This window comes from Oscillatoria sp. FACHB-1407 (genome assembly GCF_014697545.1).
Lineage (GTDB): Bacteria > Cyanobacteriota > Cyanobacteriia > Elainellales > Elainellaceae > FACHB-1407.
Map to the genome: position 1 here is coordinate 22035 of NZ_JACJSA010000017.1, position 20064 is coordinate 42098.

Below are 20064 nucleotides of genomic sequence, written 5' to 3' on the forward strand. Positions count from 1 at the left end.
CAGAATCACAAGTAAACCCTGCGTTGGATCACTGGCCTTTTGCCAAAAACCTGGGATTCTCAGATTGGAAAATGTGTGACTACATCTGACTACATCGGGAGTTCAGGGTGTTTAATTTGCGGCGATCGCACAAGGGTGTTACTAATCAAGCAAATTTCCTTTATTCACACCAGCTAACTAGGTCGGCGATCGCTAAAACCATCAAAGCTACAACTTGTGAGCTTTTCGATCACTTATCCCTCCCAAGCTTCAATGACAGTGTCTTGGATGAATGAGCAAACTTGGCATCAAGCAGCAGTTTTAGGAAGTATTTGATCTGAAGTATGAAATTAACCATCAATGAGCAGACTGCTGTAAGACTCCTGGCAATCATTGCATTGGCGTGTCTTACGGCATTGACGTTCAATCTTGTCTATCCCGGAAATACAGAGAGCAGTATACCTGAGACACAAAGCCAGTAGTACGAATTAACATCACCTGATTAGGTGAGCAAGATGGGTGAAGTGGCAGCAGAGTTAACTACTGTATTCTGTCAATTAACGCTCTAGAACGACCTACGCCCGGAACCTCCGGGCTTTTTATTTATCTACCATCAGTTTGGGTGAAGGCCCTGGTGAATTCATTCGCCGGGCTCTTAAACCGAACTGATACCAATTTGAATTGGCTTCGCTGCACATGATTCCGTAAGGGCGTTTCGCGAAACGCCCCTACCCAGTGATCTGCCACCATCAACCATTAAATCGGTATGACGTTTTGTTGGGACGGCTCTAAGTTTTAAGCGTGATGTAGCCAGCTTTTCAGCCTCAGCTCTCAGTCCTCAACACTCAATAAGTTGCTGTAGCGGCGGTTTCAACCACCAAAATCCTGATTCCAGAAGCAAGGTATGTAGCCCTTTTGAATTTGTCCCCCCTGGGGGAAAGCTCCAAAGCTGGGGTGGCAGTTTAGAAGCTCCCAATTTTGAGAGCTTCCAGCACTGATTAACCTTCAACGCAAGGATGGGATGTCAGCGTAGGTGTCCTGCCAAAGTTTGACTAGAACAAACTCCGTGCGGTGGCTCAAAGCCGCAACAAACACGCCCAAGCCCTCTTGAGGTGCAAGCAACCAAATTCCCTTAAAGCTGATTTCCACATAGGACTCATCAGCGATCGCCAACTCTAACCCATGACCGGGTTCTTGCCGCACAGCTTGCTCTAAAGCGTGGAGTTGCACTAAATCGGTAGGTAGCAAAATAGAAGCACTACCCTGTTCTAGAACCATGCGCTGAGCCATCCGCACCGACAAAATAACCCGCAGTGCAATCCATTCTTCTAGCGATTGTGCAATTTGCTCTAAGTGCACAGTCGTTTCGGTATAGGTCAATTTCAGCATACTGGGACTTCCTCAATTTGAGATTGTGGCGTTCACACCAGAACTGTTTCAACAAGACTTCATGACATCGCGTGTCGAATTCCGAGACTGACAGCAGAATCCCCCGCTTCTAACTCCGAGAAGCGGGGGTTAAGCAAGAACTCAGTTAGAGTGCTTTTAACCTATATGGGTACAGCAGTTCTGAATCTGTACCTCCCGCTTTGCCCTCGGAGGGCTGGTTTCTTTAGGAACAGGGCTGAATTAGCCATGCCGCCTAGCTGAATGGGGGACTCCGTGGAGCCAATGCGATCGCTAAACGAGCTAAAGCCAATGCCCACCAATAAGCCCCTCCAATCCAACTGGCGATGGCAAATGCCAACCAGATTGAGCGGATATTGGGCTAACTGTTGTGCAGTTTGGTAACTCATCTTGTGAACCCTAGCTTTTGCATTGATTATCCAGAGAGTGACCCTCGCGGCAGACCGATTTAAGAATCTTGCGGGAGTAACACTTGCATCTAGCTGTCAACATACTACACTTGTATTACGAAAGTGTCCAGAATTTTAGGCAAACTTTTTCTCTCACTTTCGATGTCAACCCTTGAAACGGTAAACCTTTAGGAGAAGTAAAAATGTATACCCTCAGTCGTACTGCCACTACAGAAATGGAAGTCACCAGCATTCGCCTGGAGCGAGAACTCAAGGAAAAGCTGAAAGATTTAGCGGGCAATCAGGGGTATCAAGCACTTATTCGAGATGTGTTGTGGCACTATGTGCAGCAAAAATCAGGAGACTATCAGCCCCAAGTCTCCCGTGACCAGATTCGAGCCAGTGCTAGTGCGATCGCCCAACGTGAAGAGAGATGTGCCCTCACAGGTACTGTGATCAAACCTCAAGAGCCAATGTTGTTAGGGTTAACGACCACAGGCGAAATGATACCTTTGAGTGTTAGCAGTCTAGCCTCATGAGAGTTTTACGGATGGAGACGAAGCCACTAGTCAACCTTCTCATGAGGAAACTGCTTTGCCTCGTAGCTAAGGCTTTGTTTGCCATCGTGATGCAACTATCGTCAATCAGTTGGAAGATTAACTAGGTTGCTATATCGAGATGGGTATCTAGACGACTAAAATCGCTACAGGATTGACCCAAATGCCCATCTCGATGAATGCGGCTACTGTTAATAGCGTTACCCCAACTGAATGAATACTGTCACCCTTGAAATCGTTGCCTATTCTGAGGCAATGATCGCTATCCAAACGATTCGACATACCGTTTTTCAAGTCGAACAATGTGTTGACCCCGATATTGATTTTGATGGCCAGGATGACGAGGCTACCCATCTATTGGCTTATGCAGATGACAAGCCGATTGGTACAGCCAGAATTCGGTATTTGAGTGACAGTCTGGCAAAGATTGAACGGGTTGCTGTGATACCTGCTTATCGAGGACGAGGGATCGGCAAGCAGATTATGGACTGTGCGATCGCCTTTCTCAATCATCAAAAAATTCCCGAAATAAAAATTAACGCTCAAGTTCATGCCAAGACTTTCTATGAAAAGCTTGGTTTTCAACAATATGGTGAAGAATTTGACGAAGCAGGAATTCCTCACATTGAAATGAGAATCAAAAACCCTGTTCCATTTCATTGAAGAGTCATTAGACTAGAGACAACAGGAGCTGAATTTCATTGGTTTCAGGTGACGTGATCAAAGACGATTTTTGTTATTTTCGTCACATTTTAACGCTTGCTTAAACCCTGATTTTTTGAAATTAAGAATAAGTTCATTCGTGCGTGAACTCATCCCGAAAAAGTCTGCTAATCCCCACAATTGTTAATAGTTCTTGAGCAGAGACTCGCAACTTGTTCACTAAATTTTATGGGGAGTATTACCCGTCTCGTTAGGTAGGTTCCTCCTTGTGTTTCGAGCATGGGATCGTCATGCTAAAGAAATAGTAGAAATAGGTCTTTAAATCGAAGTCTGATCGTTTATCTACTTTGTTCTTAACCCCCTTTAAAATGTTATGAATACCTGTCCTTGTTGCTCAGAACAGTTGCTCCGTCATGCTTGCAACAATAGCATCTATTGGTTTTGTCAACGTTGTTGGCAAGAAATGCCTAACCTTTCAGTCAGTATTGTTAAAGAACACAAACCCAAGAAAGGATTAAACTCATTCAGTAGTAATGTGGGGTAATTCATTGGGTATTACTACCTCATTTAATGAAGACACTGAAGTGGTATGAATAAGCGATGAGCTAAGGACCTCATGTTGTTGGAAGTGACGTTTTAAGGTGGTGATTTGAACCTTGAAATGCTAATTAACGGGTGAAAAATACTTCATAGCGAAGTCTTTTCTCAAATATGACTCTCTTACCTTTTTGAAGATCCTTTTAGCTCAATCCTTGATGCTTACAGTCGATGGGACTTTCTGCACAACTGATGACACGCTATAGTGCCATAAGATTCATCTTCTTAACAATTCATCCAGCGAAGTATCTATGGCTGAGTAGACAGGTATAGCAATCCAAAGTGGCTTGCGAAAGTGTCTGCCCTTTGAGGAGGCACTCTCGTAAACCAACTTTTTCACCAATCAAATAGGGCAACTATAGCAGTCCTATCTGATTTCTGAAAAAGGTGATTTGTGAAAGTGCCCGCCCATCGGGCGGGCACTTTCACAAATCATTTAGGGTTGCTATATATCTGCATTGAGATTTGTTTAAGATAAGGCAGTGGTGAACCCTGGGTGCTATAAACTATCCCAGGCTTTAATCCTGCTTCTCATGACTGAGTATGAACTTACCTCTTGTCTTCGACATTGCTACAGGCATCATCTTTATTTATTTAATTCTCAGTTTATTAACATCTGAAATTCAGGAAATTCTGGCGACATTGTTGCAGTGGAGAGCAGAACATCTCAAAAAATCAGTTGAGATTTTATTGACTAATAATATTTCGGATGATCCATATTCCTATCGTTTTGCAGACGATTTATATAGTAGTTCTACAATCCAATCGCTAAACCAGGAGGCAAAGGGTCCAATTGCCCGCTTTTTTCGTACCGTGAGTCATCGAGTTGGGGATGCTTATCGCACCGTGAGCGGCAACCGCAACGTTTTTGGGCGAGAGCGCAGTGGCCCTTCATATATTCCTTCAGATGCCTTTTCAACGGCCTTATTGCAAAAACTCAATATTGAAACTGTGTCTTACCGCGTTAGTGAACTGACTCTGCAAAAGTTTATTGACGACAAGATGGAACAATTGCAGGACATTATTGATGATTTAAGAAATAGTGTGGGCAATGACTGTTTATTAGAAAGTGAATTAGTTGCGCTCAAACAAAGTCTAGCCATCATTCAAGATGATTTAGTAAATAACAGAACGACATTGGCAAGTAGTATTGACAGTGTTACAGCCCAATTTGTGCAATTTATTGATAATACTGAAACTGTTTTAGCCGAAGATAATCACTGCAAAGAAATCATTCGACAACGGTTGCCGTACCTCAAGCAGGCCTTTCAATTGAGAAAATTGCAACCTACTATTTCTGAGGTGATGTCCATCATTCTAGAGGAACACCAGAATGTTCCAGGGTATTTAGCTGGAGTGGTTACTAGCATTGGCAGACCTAATTCCCCATTGCCTGCACAACTAAAGCGGAATTTGATGACCCTCTCTAAGCAGGCTCAAATGAAAACGGAAGGGCTAGAGAATGGGGTGAGGCAATTGCAACAAGAAGTAGAAGCCTGGTTTGACCACTCGATGGAGCGAGCTTCGGGAGTCTATCGCCGTAACTCTAAAGGGGTGGCCATTCTCATCGGTTTTCTGGTGGCAGCTGTGACCAATGCTGATACGTTTCACATTGTGAATCGGTTATCGAAAGATACATTGCTCCGCTCTACCATCTCTCAAGCGGCTAATGATGCGGTCTTTCAAGCAAGAGGGGCGCGGTATGGGTATGGTAATTATCCTCAACAATATCCATTTAATGCGGCTCCATCCCAGGGTTTCTCCACGGATGAACCCACTGACTTGCCCCCGGAACCTTCACCGGACTTGCCTCCAGAGTTTCAACAGCAGGAAACTCCGACAGAGTTTCAGGAGCAAAGGCTTCCTCCGGGTTTTCAGCGTGTGCCTCAACAAGTTCAACTTCAAGCCAATCAAGATTTTCAAACTCCTGATTTATTACCTGAGTTTCAAGAAACTCCGTCAGAGTTTCAGGAGATGCCGTCAGAGTTTCAAGATGTACCTTCAGAGTTTCAACCTGGCAATTACGACTTTCAACCAGAGCCATTGCAGCGTGACTTAGAAGAAGTGAAGTTTGCGGTCAACAATGTCTTGGAGGGAATCCCTCTGCCAATCGGCTGGAACCGAGTGAATTTGGAGCAGCAGCAGCAGCAGGAACAGGGGTGGGCAATTCCCTATTCTCGACGGGCGTTGGGTTGGTTGATTACGGGGATTGCTCTATCGATGGGTGCGTCGTTTTGGTTTGACTTACTCAGTAAAGTGGTGCGAGTACGAAACGCAGGACGGACTGCCCGCTCGGATAGCCATCAGCAGGAATAGGGGCTGGAGCGTGAGGGTATGAGAAAAAGGGAGGTTGTTAGTGGAAGAAGTGATTCTTGGATGAGTGCATTCTATAGCGGTACCCGGTTGGGTGAAGTACGGGGTGTGTGTAACCCCCCGCAGGGAGCATTGCTCTCTGCACCCCCTATACCGAATCAACTTGCACACCGTTGTCATCATTCATGCCAGGTAGCCTTCGATCAGTAAGTCAGAGCCGATCGCCCTCCAGCTAACTCGTTCCAGGGGGAGTGCTGCCGTCATTTCGGTGAACCCCAGATCGCCTACCGGCGAGGGGGCTGTTGCTCCACCGATAATTTTGGGGGCGATAAAGGCAAAGATTTTTTGTACTGCCCCTTCAGCGATCGCCCGTGCTGCCAGGGTTCCACCGCATTCCCACAGGACGGATAAAAAGCCTCGTTCGTTGAGATGGGCGATCGCGGCGGTTGGGGTAAGAGCAGGTAACTCCAGGACTTCTACTCCCTGCTGTCTGAGGGCTTGCTGTTGCTCTGGGTTGACTCCCGTCTCCGTCAATACCAAGGTTGGTACATCAGCGGTTTGCCAGAGTTGAGCCTGACTTGGCAAATCCAGGGTACGGCTCATAACGACTCGTAACGGGTTGTGGTCATGCACTCCATGACTGGTCAGTAGTGGATTGTCGCGCCGCACTGTATTGCCACCAATAATCACAGCATCACAACCAGCACGTAGCTGGTGGACAAAGGAGCGGGCTGTCGGACTAGTTACCCAGGCACTATGCCCTGTTGTGGTGGCGATTTTGCCATCTAGCGTCATGGCGTACTTCAAAATGCCCAGGGGGCGTTGATGCCGTATGCGGTAGACAAACGGCTCATTGAGAGCCTGGCAAGCCGCTTCTTCAACCCCAACAGTGACTTCAATTCCCGCTTGTTGCAGGCGCGAAAGTCCTGTTCCCAAAACCTGGGGATTGGGGTCTACCATGCCTATAACCACTCTAGCGATCGCCGCTTGAATAATAGCCTCGGTGCAGGGTGGAGTGCGTCCGTAGTGGTTGCAAGGCTCTAAGTTGACATAAAGCGTGGCTCCACGGGCGCGATCGCCCGCTGCTTTGAGAGCAAACACCTCAGCGTGAGGCTGTCCTGCTCCTGGGTGAAATCCTTCACCGACAATTTCCCCCTCTTGAACAACGACAGACCCCACTAATGGATTTGGGGCGGTTTTGCCGAGTGCCTGTTTGGCAAGCTCCAGGCACCGACGCATCATCCATTCATCAACCCCATCAGTCATTGGAGGCGCGATTGCCTAGAATCTGCTCTTTTAAAGTGTTAAAGTCGTCTGCCAATTCCTTACGGTTGGAAGCTCGAAGCAAATACCGATAGATAAACCAGCCGCTATAAAACAAGCCGATCAACTCAAATGTAGGAGCCAGCAAAGGAATGTCGTTTACAGAGTCGAGAATTGCCAGCGTCAGCTTGACTGCAATGATTGAACCGAGCACCAAGCCAACCACCACAATGGGACGCTTGTATTCACCAAAAAAGCTGGATAGATAATCAGGCAATTCAGCTAAAAAGAGTGATGCCTTCTCCCCAAACTCTCGCCATTGCTCATTGTCACTCCGAGTCACCGGAACAGGGGTCAGCGTTCCATCATCGGTGGTGAGATCGACACTTAGTTCATCCGCCACAAACTCAGGGGAGGTTGGATCTTGCTTCACTTCTGGGTCCATAATGATTACCTTTGATTAGAATTAGAGGATCTCTATAATGTTTGCTCAAAGAATATCCCATTTATAGCGGGATAAATACAGTTTGTAGAATGGCTAAGCCTTTTTTTCTCAAACATCTAGACACTAAGACAGGGCTGTAACGAATTGCAAGCGACATAAGGTAGATTAATCTGATGGATGCAAATCCTTAGAAATGAAAAAGCCACACCGATGGCGTGGCTCAGGAGCATGACTTTGAAGAATGGGTGGAGCTATTTCGTTTGAAATCAGCGATTAAAACTGCATGGCGATTTTTTCTCTAAAGCAGCAATATTGCATCGCTCGATCTATGGTTTACTCAAACGCAATTAATCCACCAGCTTTAATAAATCGTGGCGCAACCCATAAAAAACTCGCTGAATCATAACGCGCTGTTCTTCAGTGAGAGAGGGAGAAGCCAGCAACGAAAACAACCAACTTTCCTCGGCGCGGGTCACCCGACGCAAGAGCAGAATTTGGTGAACCAAGTCCTCCAACGGGATTTGGAGATGGGGGGCTTGAGGTTGCATACGGCTTAACAGTACTTAGGTTTTTAATAATATGAAGGATTTCTAAAAAATCTCCTGTGATTCACATCGGCTTGTCAGCGTGATTCATCTCATGGAAATGAGTGATGTAAATCACTGATAAGATTTGTTGCATTTTTAGTGGGACGGATTTAACCCAAGATGGGTGCAGGGGCTTTGATGCATTCGATGACCTCAGCGAACACTTTCGAGGGTGAAATCTCCGCAACTCCTACCCTGAGGCTTATGGATAGGGTTGGGATGCGTTCACGCTGAAGCCTGCGGTTTCAACCGCCAAAATCTTGTTCCTGAACTCAAGTAATGTTACGTAATACCCGGCTAAACAGATTGGTAGAGTTCTCGTAGAGTGTTGGTCTAGCAACCGAGGGGTTGGTTAGAACGGGATTCAGGGGTTCCACCCCTGCACCCCGTCCTAACCTTCGTGAGTCCTGCTATATCAGCAGGACTTACGCCGTTAGATCCCCCCATCTCCTGCAAAAGGGGCTTCTAGAATTCCCCCTTTAGTAAGCTACGGTGTATATGCATCTTTGCTTTGTCAATAAGAAACTCGGTTACTGCAATGAGTTCGAGAACCAGGCATTGGGGGAGTCTCCCCTAAACCTCTTAGCAGAAGGTGTTTCGGTTCACCCAAAGGCGCGCTTCGCATCGGTTCCAAGTATGGGTGCTTCTGGTTGGGTCAAGACCTTTGACAAAGGCTCAAAGTCCCCCAATATTGGGTGCATCTAGTCATTAGGGGACTGAACCCGGCGAATGAATTCGCGGCTACTCGAGCGAAGTCCGCCGACGCGGACTCCGGAAAATCAAGGTTTGACGAACCGACGCAGGTCGGTTTTGCTCTGATAGCGGCGGTTAAAACCGCCGAAATCCTTATCCCGAATTCACGTTAATCAGATCGGATCAAAGCGTATTCGTGCAGTGAGCGTTTAATCGGAACTGACAGTAAGGAGACTCAAAATCTCTTGGGCAGCGCGATCGCACACCCCTGGTTCACCGATCGCCTGTCGCATCCGTTGATAACCGCTTAACATCTGCTGGTGTTGGGCTGGGTCTGTGAGCAGTGCCAGAGCGGCTTGGGTAATGTTATCTGGGGTGGCGGCATCCTGCAAAAACTCTGGCACGATCGCCTCCATCAAAATCAGGTTGGGCGGCGACATAAACGGAATTGAGAAGCGCAAGAGATGTTTAGCAATCCACGCGGTTAAGGGATTAACCCGATAGAGGACGATTTGCGGCACGTTTGCCAGGGCAATTTCCAGGTTGACTGTGCCCGATTTGGCGATCGCCAGATCGGCTGCTGCAATCACAGTTTGGGAATCCTTCACCACTAGGGTGGCCCGTAATCCGTAATGCTGAATTGCCTGCTCTAGGGACTGTCGATAGGTTTCGAGTGACAGGGGAATCCAAAAGTGAACCTGGGGTAGTTTTGCCTGGAGTTGTTGGGCGGTTTGGCAGATCACTGGCAGGAGATACTTCAGTTCTTGCCGCCGCGAGGCAGGAATGAGCGCGATCGCCGTTTGCTCTGGAGGAATGCCCAGGGTTTCCCGTGCTTGTGTCCGACTGGGGGCGTGTTGCAGGCGATCGACCAGGGGATGCCCAACGTAGGTTACCGTGGCTCCACGTTGCTTGTAGTACTGCGCCTCTCCCGGAAAAATGGCTAACAGGCGATCGATGATTCCAACGATTTGCTGAGTATTACGTGAATTGAGCGACCAGACCCACTCCTGTGGGGCAATGTAGTAAATGATGGGCACCTGGGGTAGATGGCGTTTGATGTAGTTGCCCAGGTTTAAGTTAGGACCGAGATAGTCAATCAACACCACTAAATCGGGTGGGTGTTGCCGCAGGTATTGCTTGGCATCCCGCTGGATTTGCAGCGTCGGCAGCACATAGGGCAACGATTCTAGAATGCCGATGGAACCGATCGCCATGGTGTTGCCTAACAACTGTGCGCCTGCCGCTGCCATGCGATCGCCCCCCAGAGCCACGATCTCCAGATCGAATCCCTGCTGGGTTGCTTGCTGCTTCAGAGCTTTGACGAGCAATGCCCCCTGCAAATCGCCGGAGACTTCGCCTGTGCTAATAAAGAGGCGCGCCTTCATTCATCATCCCTCTGACCACGCCGCTTAGCGGGGGTCAAGCCCCGTCGTCCTTCTAATTGGGATTGCCGGACAAACTGGCGCACATGGTTGAGGTAAGAATTTTCGGGTAGAAGATCGAGTTGTTCGAGAGCTTGACTTAAGGAGAGTTCAGAGCGGTAGAGAAGGCGAAATGCCTTTTTCAAGTTTTGAAAGGTCTTGCCCTCGTTTTCTTGCAGTACTCCGGCTCGTTTTAAGCCGATCAAGTGGAGCGATCGCACTCTAGCAGGTGTGCCATCGACCAGCATATAAGGGGGGACGTCGCGGACTAATTTAGTCATGCCACCCACCATCGCCATCCGACCAATGTGGACAAACTGGTGAATCCCAACCATGCCACCAATGCGGGCTTGCGCCTCAATGTGGACATGTCCCGCCAGCGACACGGCATTGGCGATAATAACCTGATCCTCAATCACACAGTTATGAGCGACGTGGACATATGCCATCAACAGGTTGTGATTGCCGATCACCGTTGCCTCGCCCGATCGCGTTGCCCGATTGATGGTGACATATTCGCGAATGATATTGTCGTCGCCAATTTTGACGAGCGTCAAGGAGCCGTCATACTTCAAATCTTGGGGGTTTAGCCCGATCGCCGCCCCCGCAAAAATCTGGTTACGAGCACCGATCTCAGTCCATCCATCTAACACAACATGGCTCCCAATGACCGTTCCCTCGCCAACTTTGACCTTAGAGCCAATGACAGCATAGGCACCCACCTGCACAGTAGGGTGTAGCTCTGCACCAGGATGAATAACAGCAGTGGGATGGATTGCGGCAGTCAAGAGGAGTAATGGGGTAGAAGACTAATATGGCGAAGCCAGCGTGAGCTAGCGATAGAGCGATCGATCAAGATGGAAGACGCGGGTTGAGAGGTCTGATCGGGTTGTTAAGTGAGAGTATTGATTCGGGTCAATCATTCACTCAGGTCTGACGACGGCTATGGCTGAGGTTAGTACTCTCATTCTCATCAATACTCTCACCAATGGGCATTAATCGACGATGGAAAACATGAGTTCACCTTCGGCAACCAGTTGACCATCCACCTCAGCACGACCGTGCATTTTGCCGAAGCGGCGACGCTTGACCATCAACAGTTCCACGCGCATGACGAGTTGATCTCCTGGCACCACAGGGCGACGGAACCGCACTTTGTCGATGCCTGCAAACATAAACAGCCCAACGGGAATATCAGGAAGTTGGGTTAACACAATGCCACCCACTTGAGCCATCGCTTCGACGATCAGCACACCCGGCATAATGGGGCGACCTGGAAAGTGTCCCTGAAAGTGAGGTTCGTTGAAGGTGACATTTTTGATGCCCACGGCACGCTCACCAGGCACGTATTCAATGATGCGATCGACCAGTAAAAAAGGGTAGCGGTGAGGTAAGAGCCGATGAATATCTTCAACGGTAAACACAGTTTTGGGTGTCGTTTCAGTTAACAACGCTTGACCAGGTTCAGCCTCAACGTGAGGTGAATCAACATGGGTATTTGGGGTATGAAGGTCAGTCAAGATGGACATGGGTTAATTGTGATAGGAGCGTTTAACAGCAAGGAGTAAACTCGGTCAATCAGAGGGATGGAACTAGAGGAACTGAGCTAATCGTTGAGCAAGTTGAGTATGGAGGTGATGACTGGCTTTATAGGCGAGAACATGAGCAAAAGGTAAAGCTCCGATTAAACTTAGATCCCCTACTAAGTCTAAAAGTTTATGACGCACTGGCTCATTTGAAAATCGCAACGGTGGATTAAGCCATCCTTGTTGACCACAAACCAACGCATTGTCTAGACTACCGCCTTTGATGAGCCCATTGCGCCGCAACTGGTCGATTTGCTCGGCTAAGGCAAAGGTGCGGGCAGGAGCGATCGCCCCCCCAAAGTCCTCCTGGTGAGGTGACCAGCTATGCCACTGATTGCCAATAGCGGACACTGCAAAATCGATGCCATAGGTCAGGCGCGTTTCGGGCGCAGGCAACGCCGCAACAAAAGCATCACCTTGATGAATCCACACAGGTTCAGTCACGGTGAGGCAGTGTCGAGGTGCAGCTTGAGGCGTGACTCCTGTCTGGGCGATCGCCTCCACCCACCCCAGCGCGGAGCCATCCAACAACGGCAACTCAGCCCCGTCAATTTCAATGCGGGCATTGTCAACACCCATGCCTGCCAGAGCCGCCAGCAAGTGCTCCACCGTGCGAACCCGTGCGTCTCCCTGCCCTAGCTCAGTAGACAACACGGTTTGGCTCACCGATTCAACCTGAGCCGGGATGACAGGCATCCCTGGCAGATCGACTCGGACAAAATATCGCCCCTGCCCCGATTCCGCAGGCAAGACCCGTACACGCACAGGGATGCCCGAATGTAGCCCAATGCCCGATCGCTCAAACTCTGCGGTTAGAGTGTGTTGTTGTGAGGCATTCAGAGCTAAATTGACAGGACTCAGCGTTTGTACTGATTGGCTATCAATCATTGTGGTCTACAGCACCCTCCCTATGCTTGCTTTTGTGCGCCCTGCAACTATTGTCTTCAGCAGAAAGGGCAACTCAAATCAGGCTCAATGAACGCTCAGGCGTTAGAACCGTTCACCAATGCCAAAGTGGATTCTGCCGTCTCCTTCGTCGTTGACTGCATAGTCTACGCGAATTTGTCCGATGGGCGATCGCACCCGTACTCCCAGACCAACACCGAAACCACTACCGGGTTTATCTCGCACCTCAGCAGGGCTACCGGGCACATCGTCTGCGGTACCGAGGTCAGTCCCGAAATCGACAAAGAGCGCGCCACCCACAATCGAAAAGATTGGGAAACGATATTCTGCTGTGGCTTGGAGGAAGCTGCGACCACTGCCCAACTCACCGGAGTCGTAGCCTCTGACTGAGTCAGTTCCCCCCAGGGAGAAGGCTTCGTAGGGCGGCAAATCTCCCAGGACTGTACCTGCCTGGACGTTAAATGCCAGGGTTTCAGGACCATCGGTAAAGTTGGTGAAGTTGACCGGGACGTAATAGCTATAACTTCCCCGCAGGCGAGTCAGGAAGATACTACCCTGACCCAGGGGAACGGATTGATCGGTGCTAAACCGGAGGAAAGAGCCGCTGGTGGGGGCGATGGGGTCATTGCGGCGATCGCGTGATGCGGACGCCTGGAACAGGAACAGATCATCCCGACCTGTCCCACTGAAGCTGAGTTGGTTCCCCAGAGCGTCTACGGGGCTTAATTCCCCATCCTCATCTTGGATGGCTACGTTTTGATATTGGAAACCAACGGATGCACGCCAACCGCCTCCTAGCGGGCGACCAAAGGAAACCCCTCCGCCCAATCGCCGAACCCGGGGGCGATCGCCCGTATCAATCGAGTTGGGATCATCCTCATCGGGCAGGCGGACTTCCTGTTCGCCTCCGTCAAAGATCAGCGAAATAGAACGCCGACCAAAGGCATTCACAGTATAGGAGGTGCGGTAGGGGTCGCCTGCAATCCAGGGATCTGTGAAATTGACATCGAAGAGCAACTCCCGTTCACCCACCTGCACCTCAGCCCCTAGCCGCTGGTTGTTGCCGCCCAGGTTTTGCTCCTGATAGCTGACGGTTCCGAATAGACCACTAGCAGAGCTAAAGCCAAGACCCGCCGCAATTGAGCCTGTGTTGCGCTCAGTCACATTGACCGTGACATCTACCTGGCGGCGATTATCACCGGGGTTCAATGACACCTGAACATCTTCAAAGATGCCCAGAGCAAACGCCCGCTGCAAGTCTCGCTCAATCTGGTTGCGGTTAAATACGTCTCCTGGCTGCGTCTGAAACTCGCGAGTAATGATAAATTCACGAGTTTGCCCTTCAATGGGGTTGCCCTGTTCATCCTCGGCTTCGCCTTCTTCATTGAGGAAGCGCACCTGGATATCCTCAATGACCCCTTCAGCGACTTCCAGGGTCACCGTTCCGGTTTGCTCTGAGATTTGGGGTGCGCCAACAAACTGTGCCAGCACGTAGCCATTGTCTTGATACCACTGGTTCAGGGTTTCAATGCCCTGTTGAAAGTCTCTAGCGTTCAAAATTTTGCCGTATTGATCCGCAAAGGCTTCGTCGATCACCGATTGTGGCAAAACCTGACTACCGCGAACTTCCACGGCTCGCAGGTCGGGGTTGGGGCGAACGATGAAGGTCACCCTGACCCCCAGCACAGTGTCAGTTGGCTCCGATCGGACGTTGCCGAAATAGCCAGTGGCAAAAATAGAGTTGATGTCTTGTTGCAGTTGCGATCGCGTCGTGGTGCGTCCTGCTTGTGTGTCGATCGCATCATAGACAATTTGTTCGAGTGGTGTTTCAACCCCATTGATCACCACCGATCGCCCTTCTACTCCGCTCACCACCACCTCGGCAACGAGCACACGGGGTTCAGGTGCAGGTTGAGTGGTTTGGGGTGGCTCAGGGGTCGGCGTCGGCGCGATGGATGGGGGTGGGGTAGTCGGTGGCTCGTCAATTTCGATATTGGGTGAGCCGGGTGCATCCCCATCAATTTGGATCTGGGCAGGTTGCCCCTGGTCAGGAGTTTGGGTGCCCGGTGGAGGGGAGCCCGGTTGTAGGGGTGGCTGCGTTGACGGGGGCACCGGAGTCTGGGCTAACCGATCGACCGGGAAGGTTTCTGGCTCGGCTGTAGTCGGTACAACGAGACTGGGCGGTGCGTCAGCGGAGGAACTGCCCTGCATCGCTCCTGTAGCCTCGCCATCCATCACAGCAACCGGGCTAGAGGGGTCGGCGATCGTTGCAATATCCGTGTTTTCGACCCGCTGTAAGGCAGCGGGAGTTTGTGCATCAACTGGACGAGAAAAACCAAAAGCAGCTGAAGCAGTTAGAACTGCCAGCAAAACAGGGGAAACGCGCATATTGGATGAGCTATTAGACACTGCCACACACCACGACTTGCCGAAAGCAAATCAAGACACTATAACAACCGTCAAACGGTTGGAACGAGGGTTGAGGGGAGGCTGTGCCCCCGATAGGGGTTGTGACCCCTACACCCCCTTATCATCGACTACTCAATGGATATTGAATAGAGCAAATGCAACTTGCCTTAAACGCAAAGATTTTACAGCATTGCTTACACCTAAACTTCAACAGTTTGCGCTAAAACTCGCTCTAGCACTTGCTGATAAGCTGTTTCAACATTGCCGAGATCATGGCGAAATCGATCTTTATCTAATACTCGCTGACGGGGGTCAGAGGCAGATTGATCCCACAGGCGACATGTATCTGGGCTAATCTCATCAGCCAGTAGTAGGGTTTGAGCGGAATCTAACCCAAACTCCAATTTGAAATCTACCAGTGTGATCCCACATTGCTGAAAGAAATCCGAAAGGATTTCATTAATCTGTAAGGCTTTGGCGTTTAACTGATCAACCTGATCTGGAGTCGCTAACTCCAGCAAAAGTAAGCGATCGCGAGTGAGGAGGGGATCCCCCAGTGAGTCGTTTTTGTAATAGAACTCCACGAGGGGTTTGGGTAAGACCATCCCCAACGGTAGACCAGTTTGATGACAGAGACTACCCGCCGCAATGTTCCTGACAACGACTTCCAGCGGCACGATTTTGACGGCTCGCACCCGCATTTCAGTTGGAGCAGGTCGATCAATGAAGTGAGTCTGGATGCCACGAGCCTCTAACAGCCGAAACAGGTGAGTCGAAATAGCACAGTTGATCTCACCTTTACCCCGGATGCTGCCTCGCTTTTGGGCGTTAAATGCCGTTGCATCATCTTTAAACCGAGTTAGTAAAACCTCTGGATCATCCGTTGAATAGAGGATTTTGGCTTTGCCTTCGTATAACTTTTGATCAGCCGACATGAGGAGAAATGGCAAGTGTACCCAATGAGGTTAAAACGCGACAGAGCGAAAATGGTGCCTCTGTAACATGCTGCAACACAGCAGCAAACGCAGGCCTCTATTGTATCGAGCAATCCGACCAACTTGATTTTCTCCATCCCAGTAAATTTACAGAGTAAATTACTTAAGCTTCATCTAGAGAGTAGCAATCGCCCCTAAGACAAGTTGATGGGCTGGCTTTACAGTGATTTAGAGAGGAGCAAGAACACATCATCTTTACGTGATTCTTAAAGACTCTTGAACTTTCGGCAGAATACTATACCAAGGGTTTAAGTTTAAGCTAAGGTTAAAATCTGGTTAAGAGTTTATCCTCTCACTTACGACTAAAACCATTCCAACATCCACTGACATTACACATTCCATAGGGGGGAAACTGTGGCAGACAAATCTCAATTCCTATATCCTCACATCCGCTATCACGGGGAAGTGAAACCCGAAAATCTCGTGTTCAACGCCAACTTGCAAGAGTTTTCTCAGCGAGTCAGCCTGATCTGCGGTTTAGAAAGCAATGGCAAGCTCACTCCCAATGAGTCATTTCTACAGATCAAAGCCCTCTGGGAAGACCTCCAGCGGAGCAAAGAAGAACTCGGCATTGGACAGAACCCATTTCAGGCATAATTTATGATTTTGTATCAATTCTGAAGGGGGCACCCATGGGTGTCCCCTTTTTGCGCTTTAAAGCGGACGAATTCAAGCTGATTGGCGTAGGTTGATTGGCGTAGGAAGTATCGACGAATACTCACCCTAAACGGTTTGCTGATACGTTAATACCAACGACTTGGGAGGACAACCGTTGTGAACCAGTGGATCAGACGATGGGTTAATACAAAGTGGGTTCCCCGTTGGGGCGATCGCTCCTTCTTTCTACCATTAGTTCTGGGCTCGCTGGTCTGTACCCTGCTCTTTTCGGGGTGTGGTGCTCCTTCCTCACAACAGTCTCCAACCACCACTGCGCCGACTACGAGCCAAGCCTCTGCCGACACCGTCTTGCGGTTGCTCTACTGGCAATCGCCCACGATTTTGAATCCCCATTTGTCTGTGGGGTTCAAGGATGCCGAAGCCAGTCGCCTCACTCTGGAACCTTTGGCTAGCTATGACACGGCAGGTCAACTGGTTTTATTTTTAGCCGCCGAGGCACCCAGTCTGGAGAATGGGGGAGTCGCCGCGGATGGGCGATCGGTGACATGGAAGCTGAAGCAGGGAGTGCAATGGTCGGATGGGGAACCCTTTACCGCTGCGGATGTGGTGTTTACCTACGAATTTGTCACGAACCCGGACACGGGGGCAGTGAGTGCAGGTACCTACAACATTATTGAAACGGTAGAGGCGATCGACGATTACACCGTCAAAATCACCTTTAAAGAAGTCAACCCTGCCTGGAGCAATGTTTTTGTTGGGACTGAGGGAATGATCCTACCGCGCCACCGCTATGCCGACTTTACAGGGGCAAAATCGCGTGAGGCTCCAGCGAACCTGATGCCTGTAGGGACGGGACCCTTTCGGGTGACCGAATTCAAGCCCGGAGATGTCGTGCTTTACGAGGCAAACCCCAACTATCGCGATGCCGCTGCTGGCAAACCCTTCTTTCAACGAATTGAACTGAAAGGGGGCGGAGATGCCACCTCAGCAGCACGTGCTGTGTTGCAAACGGGAGATGCAGACTTTGCCTATAACCTACAGGTCGAGGCACCCATCCTGCAACAACTGGAAGCCGCAGGCCAGGGAACCGTCGTTGCTAACTTTGGTTCTCTGGTGGAGCGGATCTTGTTGAACGTCAGTGACCCCAATACCGAAGTTGAGGGAGAGCGATCGAGTGCAAAATCCTCACATCCCTTTTTGTCAGACGGGCAGGTGCGGCAAGCGTTAAATTTGGCGATCGATCGCGACAGCATTGCCACCCAACTCTATGGCAAATCGGGCAAGCCCACCGCTAACTTTTTGGTGTCTCCTGAATCTTACAACTCTCCCAACACGCGCTATAAATTTGACCTGACTCAGGCAGCTACTTTGCTGGATCAAGCGGGGTGGAAAGACACCAACGGTAACGGCACCCGTGACAAAGGCGGCAAGGAGATGCAGCTTCTCTTTCAAACGTCGGTGAATCCGCTGCGACAGAAAACGCAGGAGATTGTCAAGCAATCTTTCCAGTCAATTGGTATTGGGGTCGAACTCAAGAGCATTGATGCCAGCATCTTCTTTTCAGGTGATCCTGCCAATCCTGACTCCAGCAACCATTTCTATGCTGACCTGCAAATGTTTACCACAGGGAACACCAACCCCGATCCCGGTGCGTACATGAAGACCTATCTATGCAATGAGATCGCCCAAAAAGCGAATAACTGGTCAACGGAAAACATTTCTCGCTATTGCAATCCTGCCTATGATGCTCTGTGGCAACAATCTGCAACGGAGTTAGACCCCGAAAAACGGCGACAACTCTTTATTAAGATGAATGATTTGTTGATCGAAGATGCGGCGGTGTTGCCGCTGGTGCACCGTGCTGAAACCGCTGGAGTGGGCAATCACCTGGCAGGAGTTAGCTTGACTCCCTGGGATTTAAATACCTGGAATAGCGCAGATTGGACGAGGAAATAAAAAGGAGTAGGGCAGTGGAGGGGTGAGGAGGTATCTGTCACTCCATTGCAAGCAGGAGTTTGGAAACGAAGTCTATTTCTGCTGGTGTTGGGGACGTTGCTCGTCGTCCGAGTGTGGTTGCCACCCACCTTTGATGGTATTGACCCAGAGCAGTTTATCTCAGAGCGTCATCGATCGCGTTTCAGTGACCGAACCCGTTCTAATCCGCATCCCACATCGGACTCTCTCGCTAAGCATCATGAGGCACCTGTCCTCGGTAGTGCAGTGGAATTGATATCGAACCATCCAACGAATTAGCGTTACGTCTCAACGCGATAGCCAAATTCCGCCAGACGGGTACGCGATTGACGCCACTTGGGTTGAACTTTGACAAACAGTTCCAGATAGACCTTGCCCATGACCAGCTTTTGAATCTGTTGGCGGGCAGCGGAACCGATCGCCTTTAGCATACTGCCACCTTTGCCGATGATGATGCCCTTTTGGGAGTCTCGTTCAACGTGAATTGTGGCAAGAATGCGGGTGATCTCCGGCTCCTCATCGACCCGATCAATGGCGATCGCCACTGAATGAGGCACTTCCTCACGAGTCAGCAGCAAAATCTGCTCCCGGATCAGTTCCCCCATGATGAAACGTTCGGGTTGGTCGGTGACGAGATTAGGTGGGTAGTAGTAGGGACCCGGTTCTAACTGCTCAGTCAGGGTGGTTTGCAGGGTATCCAGTCCTGTTCCAGTCAGAGCCGAGAACTTGACCATTGTCCACTCGTGGGCACCTGCCAGTTCGGCGTAGCTCTGATCAATTGCCTGAGCATCGGCGGGTTGTTGGTCGGCTTTGTTGATCCCCAAAATCACGGGTGTCTTTGCCTGAAGCAGCAGATCCGTAACGTAGCGATCGCCCCCTCCCACTTCCACTGAGCCATCCACCACAAACAACACCACATCCACCGACTCAATAGCAATCTGGGCATTCTTCACGAGAACTTGTCCGAGTTGGTGGTGGGGTTTGTGAATGCCGGGGGTATCGACGAAGATAATTTGTGCTTCTGGTGTGGTGAGAATGCCTTGCAGTCGATTGCGCGTGGTTTGAGCCACCGGAGACGTAATCGCGATCTTTTGCCCCACCAACTGATTCATCAAGGTAGATTTGCCCACATTGGGACGACCAATGATCCCCACGAAACCCGACTTAAAGCCAGGAGGAGCAGCAGGAATGAGCGATTCAGATGGCTCAAAGATGTCAGTTTGTAGATGCAGATCATCAGTCATAGCGTCAGTCAACAGTAG

General features: G+C 49.8%; 18 protein-coding genes. 6 read left to right on the plus strand and 12 right to left on the minus strand.

Annotation, left to right across the window (positions count from 1 at the left end; translation table 11 throughout):
• Positions 1-984: 984 nt before the first annotated feature.
• Both H6G89_RS23660 and H6G89_RS23665 read right to left on the minus strand, forming a co-directional pair.
• On the minus strand, positions 985-1368 hold the full coding sequence (locus tag H6G89_RS23660; protein WP_190511052.1) for an alr0857 family protein: 384 nt from the start codon (positions 1366-1368) through the stop codon (positions 985-987).
• A 161-nt stretch (positions 1369-1529) separates the two neighbouring features.
• Complete coding sequence (locus tag H6G89_RS23665; RefSeq protein ID WP_190511054.1) at positions 1530-1775, minus strand: hypothetical protein; 246 nt, start codon at positions 1773-1775, stop codon at positions 1530-1532.
• A 203-nt stretch (positions 1776-1978) separates the two neighbouring features.
• Here H6G89_RS23665 and H6G89_RS23670 point away from each other — a divergent pair, with 203 nt between their 5' ends.
• The 3 genes from H6G89_RS23670 to H6G89_RS23680 all read left to right on the plus strand — a co-directional run bounded on the left by H6G89_RS23670 (position 1979) and on the right by H6G89_RS23680 (position 5908).
• On the plus strand, positions 1979-2314 hold the full coding sequence (locus H6G89_RS23670) for a hypothetical protein (RefSeq protein WP_190511056.1): 336 nt from the start codon (positions 1979-1981) through the stop codon (positions 2312-2314).
• A 231-nt stretch (positions 2315-2545) separates the two neighbouring features.
• On the plus strand, positions 2546-2995 hold the full coding sequence (locus tag H6G89_RS23675) for a GNAT family N-acetyltransferase (protein WP_190511058.1): 450 nt from the start codon (positions 2546-2548) through the stop codon (positions 2993-2995).
• A 1140-nt stretch (positions 2996-4135) separates the two neighbouring features.
• Positions 4136-5908: a hypothetical protein gene (locus tag H6G89_RS23680; protein WP_190511060.1), complete on the plus strand. Its 1773-nt coding sequence runs from the start codon at positions 4136-4138 to the stop codon at positions 5906-5908.
• 180 nt (positions 5909-6088) lie between these two features.
• On the opposite strand, the gene ribD is transcribed toward H6G89_RS23680, so the two are convergent.
• The 9 genes from ribD to purC all read right to left on the minus strand — a co-directional run bounded on the left by ribD (position 6089) and on the right by purC (position 16150).
• Positions 6089-7171, minus strand: a complete 1083-nt coding sequence (gene ribD, locus H6G89_RS23685) for a bifunctional diaminohydroxyphosphoribosylaminopyrimidine deaminase/5-amino-6-(5-phosphoribosylamino)uracil reductase RibD (protein ID WP_190511062.1) — start codon at positions 7169-7171, stop codon at positions 6089-6091.
• Positions 7164-7613: a CAAD domain-containing protein gene (locus H6G89_RS23690; RefSeq protein WP_190511064.1), complete on the minus strand. Its 450-nt coding sequence runs from the start codon at positions 7611-7613 to the stop codon at positions 7164-7166. Before H6G89_RS23690 ends, ribD begins: the two co-directional genes overlap by 8 nt.
• Before the next feature lie 347 nt (positions 7614-7960).
• Positions 7961-8161 (minus strand): hypothetical protein, encoded by a 201-nt coding sequence (locus tag H6G89_RS23695; protein ID WP_190511066.1) that lies wholly within the window; start codon positions 8159-8161, stop codon positions 7961-7963.
• Between the two features lie 941 nt (positions 8162-9102).
• Positions 9103-10278, minus strand: a complete 1176-nt coding sequence (gene lpxB / locus H6G89_RS23700) for a lipid-A-disaccharide synthase (RefSeq protein ID WP_190511068.1) — start codon at positions 10276-10278, stop codon at positions 9103-9105.
• Complete coding sequence (gene lpxA, locus H6G89_RS23705; protein ID WP_190511070.1) at positions 10275-11102, minus strand: acyl-ACP--UDP-N-acetylglucosamine O-acyltransferase; 828 nt, start codon at positions 11100-11102, stop codon at positions 10275-10277. Before lpxA ends, lpxB begins: the two co-directional genes overlap by 4 nt.
• Positions 11103-11309: 207 nt before the next feature.
• Positions 11310-11843, minus strand: a complete 534-nt coding sequence (fabZ, locus tag H6G89_RS23710; protein WP_190511072.1) for a 3-hydroxyacyl-ACP dehydratase FabZ — start codon at positions 11841-11843, stop codon at positions 11310-11312.
• Positions 11844-11906: 63 nt separating this feature from the next.
• Positions 11907-12788 (minus strand): UDP-3-O-acyl-N-acetylglucosamine deacetylase, encoded by an 882-nt coding sequence (gene lpxC, locus H6G89_RS23715; RefSeq protein ID WP_190511073.1) that lies wholly within the window; start codon positions 12786-12788, stop codon positions 11907-11909.
• A gap of 102 nt (positions 12789-12890) precedes the next feature.
• Complete coding sequence (locus H6G89_RS23720) at positions 12891-15215, minus strand: BamA/TamA family outer membrane protein (RefSeq protein WP_375539706.1); 2325 nt, start codon at positions 15213-15215, stop codon at positions 12891-12893.
• Between the two features lie 200 nt (positions 15216-15415).
• Positions 15416-16150: a phosphoribosylaminoimidazolesuccinocarboxamide synthase gene (gene purC / locus H6G89_RS23725; RefSeq protein WP_190511075.1), complete on the minus strand. Its 735-nt coding sequence runs from the start codon at positions 16148-16150 to the stop codon at positions 15416-15418.
• Between the two features lie 414 nt (positions 16151-16564).
• Between purC and H6G89_RS23730 the strand changes: the two genes are divergently transcribed.
• From H6G89_RS23730 to H6G89_RS23740, 3 genes are all read left to right on the plus strand, one after another.
• Positions 16565-16807: a DUF7219 family protein gene (locus H6G89_RS23730; RefSeq protein ID WP_190511077.1), complete on the plus strand. Its 243-nt coding sequence runs from the start codon at positions 16565-16567 to the stop codon at positions 16805-16807.
• 177 nt (positions 16808-16984) lie between these two features.
• Complete coding sequence (locus H6G89_RS23735) at positions 16985-18784, plus strand: peptide ABC transporter substrate-binding protein (protein WP_375539707.1); 1800 nt, start codon at positions 16985-16987, stop codon at positions 18782-18784.
• 45 nt (positions 18785-18829) lie between these two features.
• A complete protein-coding gene (locus H6G89_RS23740; protein ID WP_190511308.1) occupies positions 18830-19081 on the plus strand; it encodes a hypothetical protein in 252 nt (83 codons plus the stop codon).
• Positions 19082-19083: 2 nt separating this feature from the next.
• Here H6G89_RS23740 and era read toward each other — a convergent pair whose 3' ends face one another.
• Positions 19084-20046, minus strand: a complete 963-nt coding sequence (gene era / locus H6G89_RS23745; RefSeq protein WP_190511079.1) for a GTPase Era — start codon at positions 20044-20046, stop codon at positions 19084-19086.
• Positions 20047-20064 lie beyond the last annotated feature (18 nt).

Coding starts and splice junctions, on each gene's coding strand:
- H6G89_RS23660 (WP_190511052.1), bottom strand. CDS start 1,368: ATGCTGAAATTGACCTATACCGAAACGACTGTGCACTTAGAGCAAATT.
- H6G89_RS23665 (WP_190511054.1), bottom strand. CDS start 1,775: ATGAGTTACCAAACTGCACAACAGTTAGCCCAATATCCGCTCAATCTG.
- H6G89_RS23670 (WP_190511056.1), top strand. CDS start 1,979: ATGTATACCCTCAGTCGTACTGCCACTACAGAAATGGAAGTCACCAGC.
- H6G89_RS23675 (WP_190511058.1), top strand. CDS start 2,546: ATGAATACTGTCACCCTTGAAATCGTTGCCTATTCTGAGGCAATGATC.
- H6G89_RS23680 (WP_190511060.1), top strand. CDS start 4,136: ATGAACTTACCTCTTGTCTTCGACATTGCTACAGGCATCATCTTTATT.
- ribD (WP_190511062.1), bottom strand. CDS start 7,171: ATGACTGATGGGGTTGATGAATGGATGATGCGTCGGTGCCTGGAGCTT.
- H6G89_RS23690 (WP_190511064.1), bottom strand. CDS start 7,613: ATGGACCCAGAAGTGAAGCAAGATCCAACCTCCCCTGAGTTTGTGGCG.
- H6G89_RS23695 (WP_190511066.1), bottom strand. CDS start 8,161: ATGCAACCTCAAGCCCCCCATCTCCAAATCCCGTTGGAGGACTTGGTT.
- lpxB (WP_190511068.1), bottom strand. CDS start 10,278: ATGAAGGCGCGCCTCTTTATTAGCACAGGCGAAGTCTCCGGCGATTTG.
- fabZ (WP_190511072.1), bottom strand. CDS start 11,843: ATGTCCATCTTGACTGACCTTCATACCCCAAATACCCATGTTGATTCA.
- lpxC (WP_190511073.1), bottom strand. CDS start 12,788: ATGATTGATAGCCAATCAGTACAAACGCTGAGTCCTGTCAATTTAGCT.
- purC (WP_190511075.1), bottom strand. CDS start 16,150: ATGTCGGCTGATCAAAAGTTATACGAAGGCAAAGCCAAAATCCTCTAT.
- era (WP_190511079.1), bottom strand. CDS start 20,046: ATGACTGATGATCTGCATCTACAAACTGACATCTTTGAGCCATCTGAA.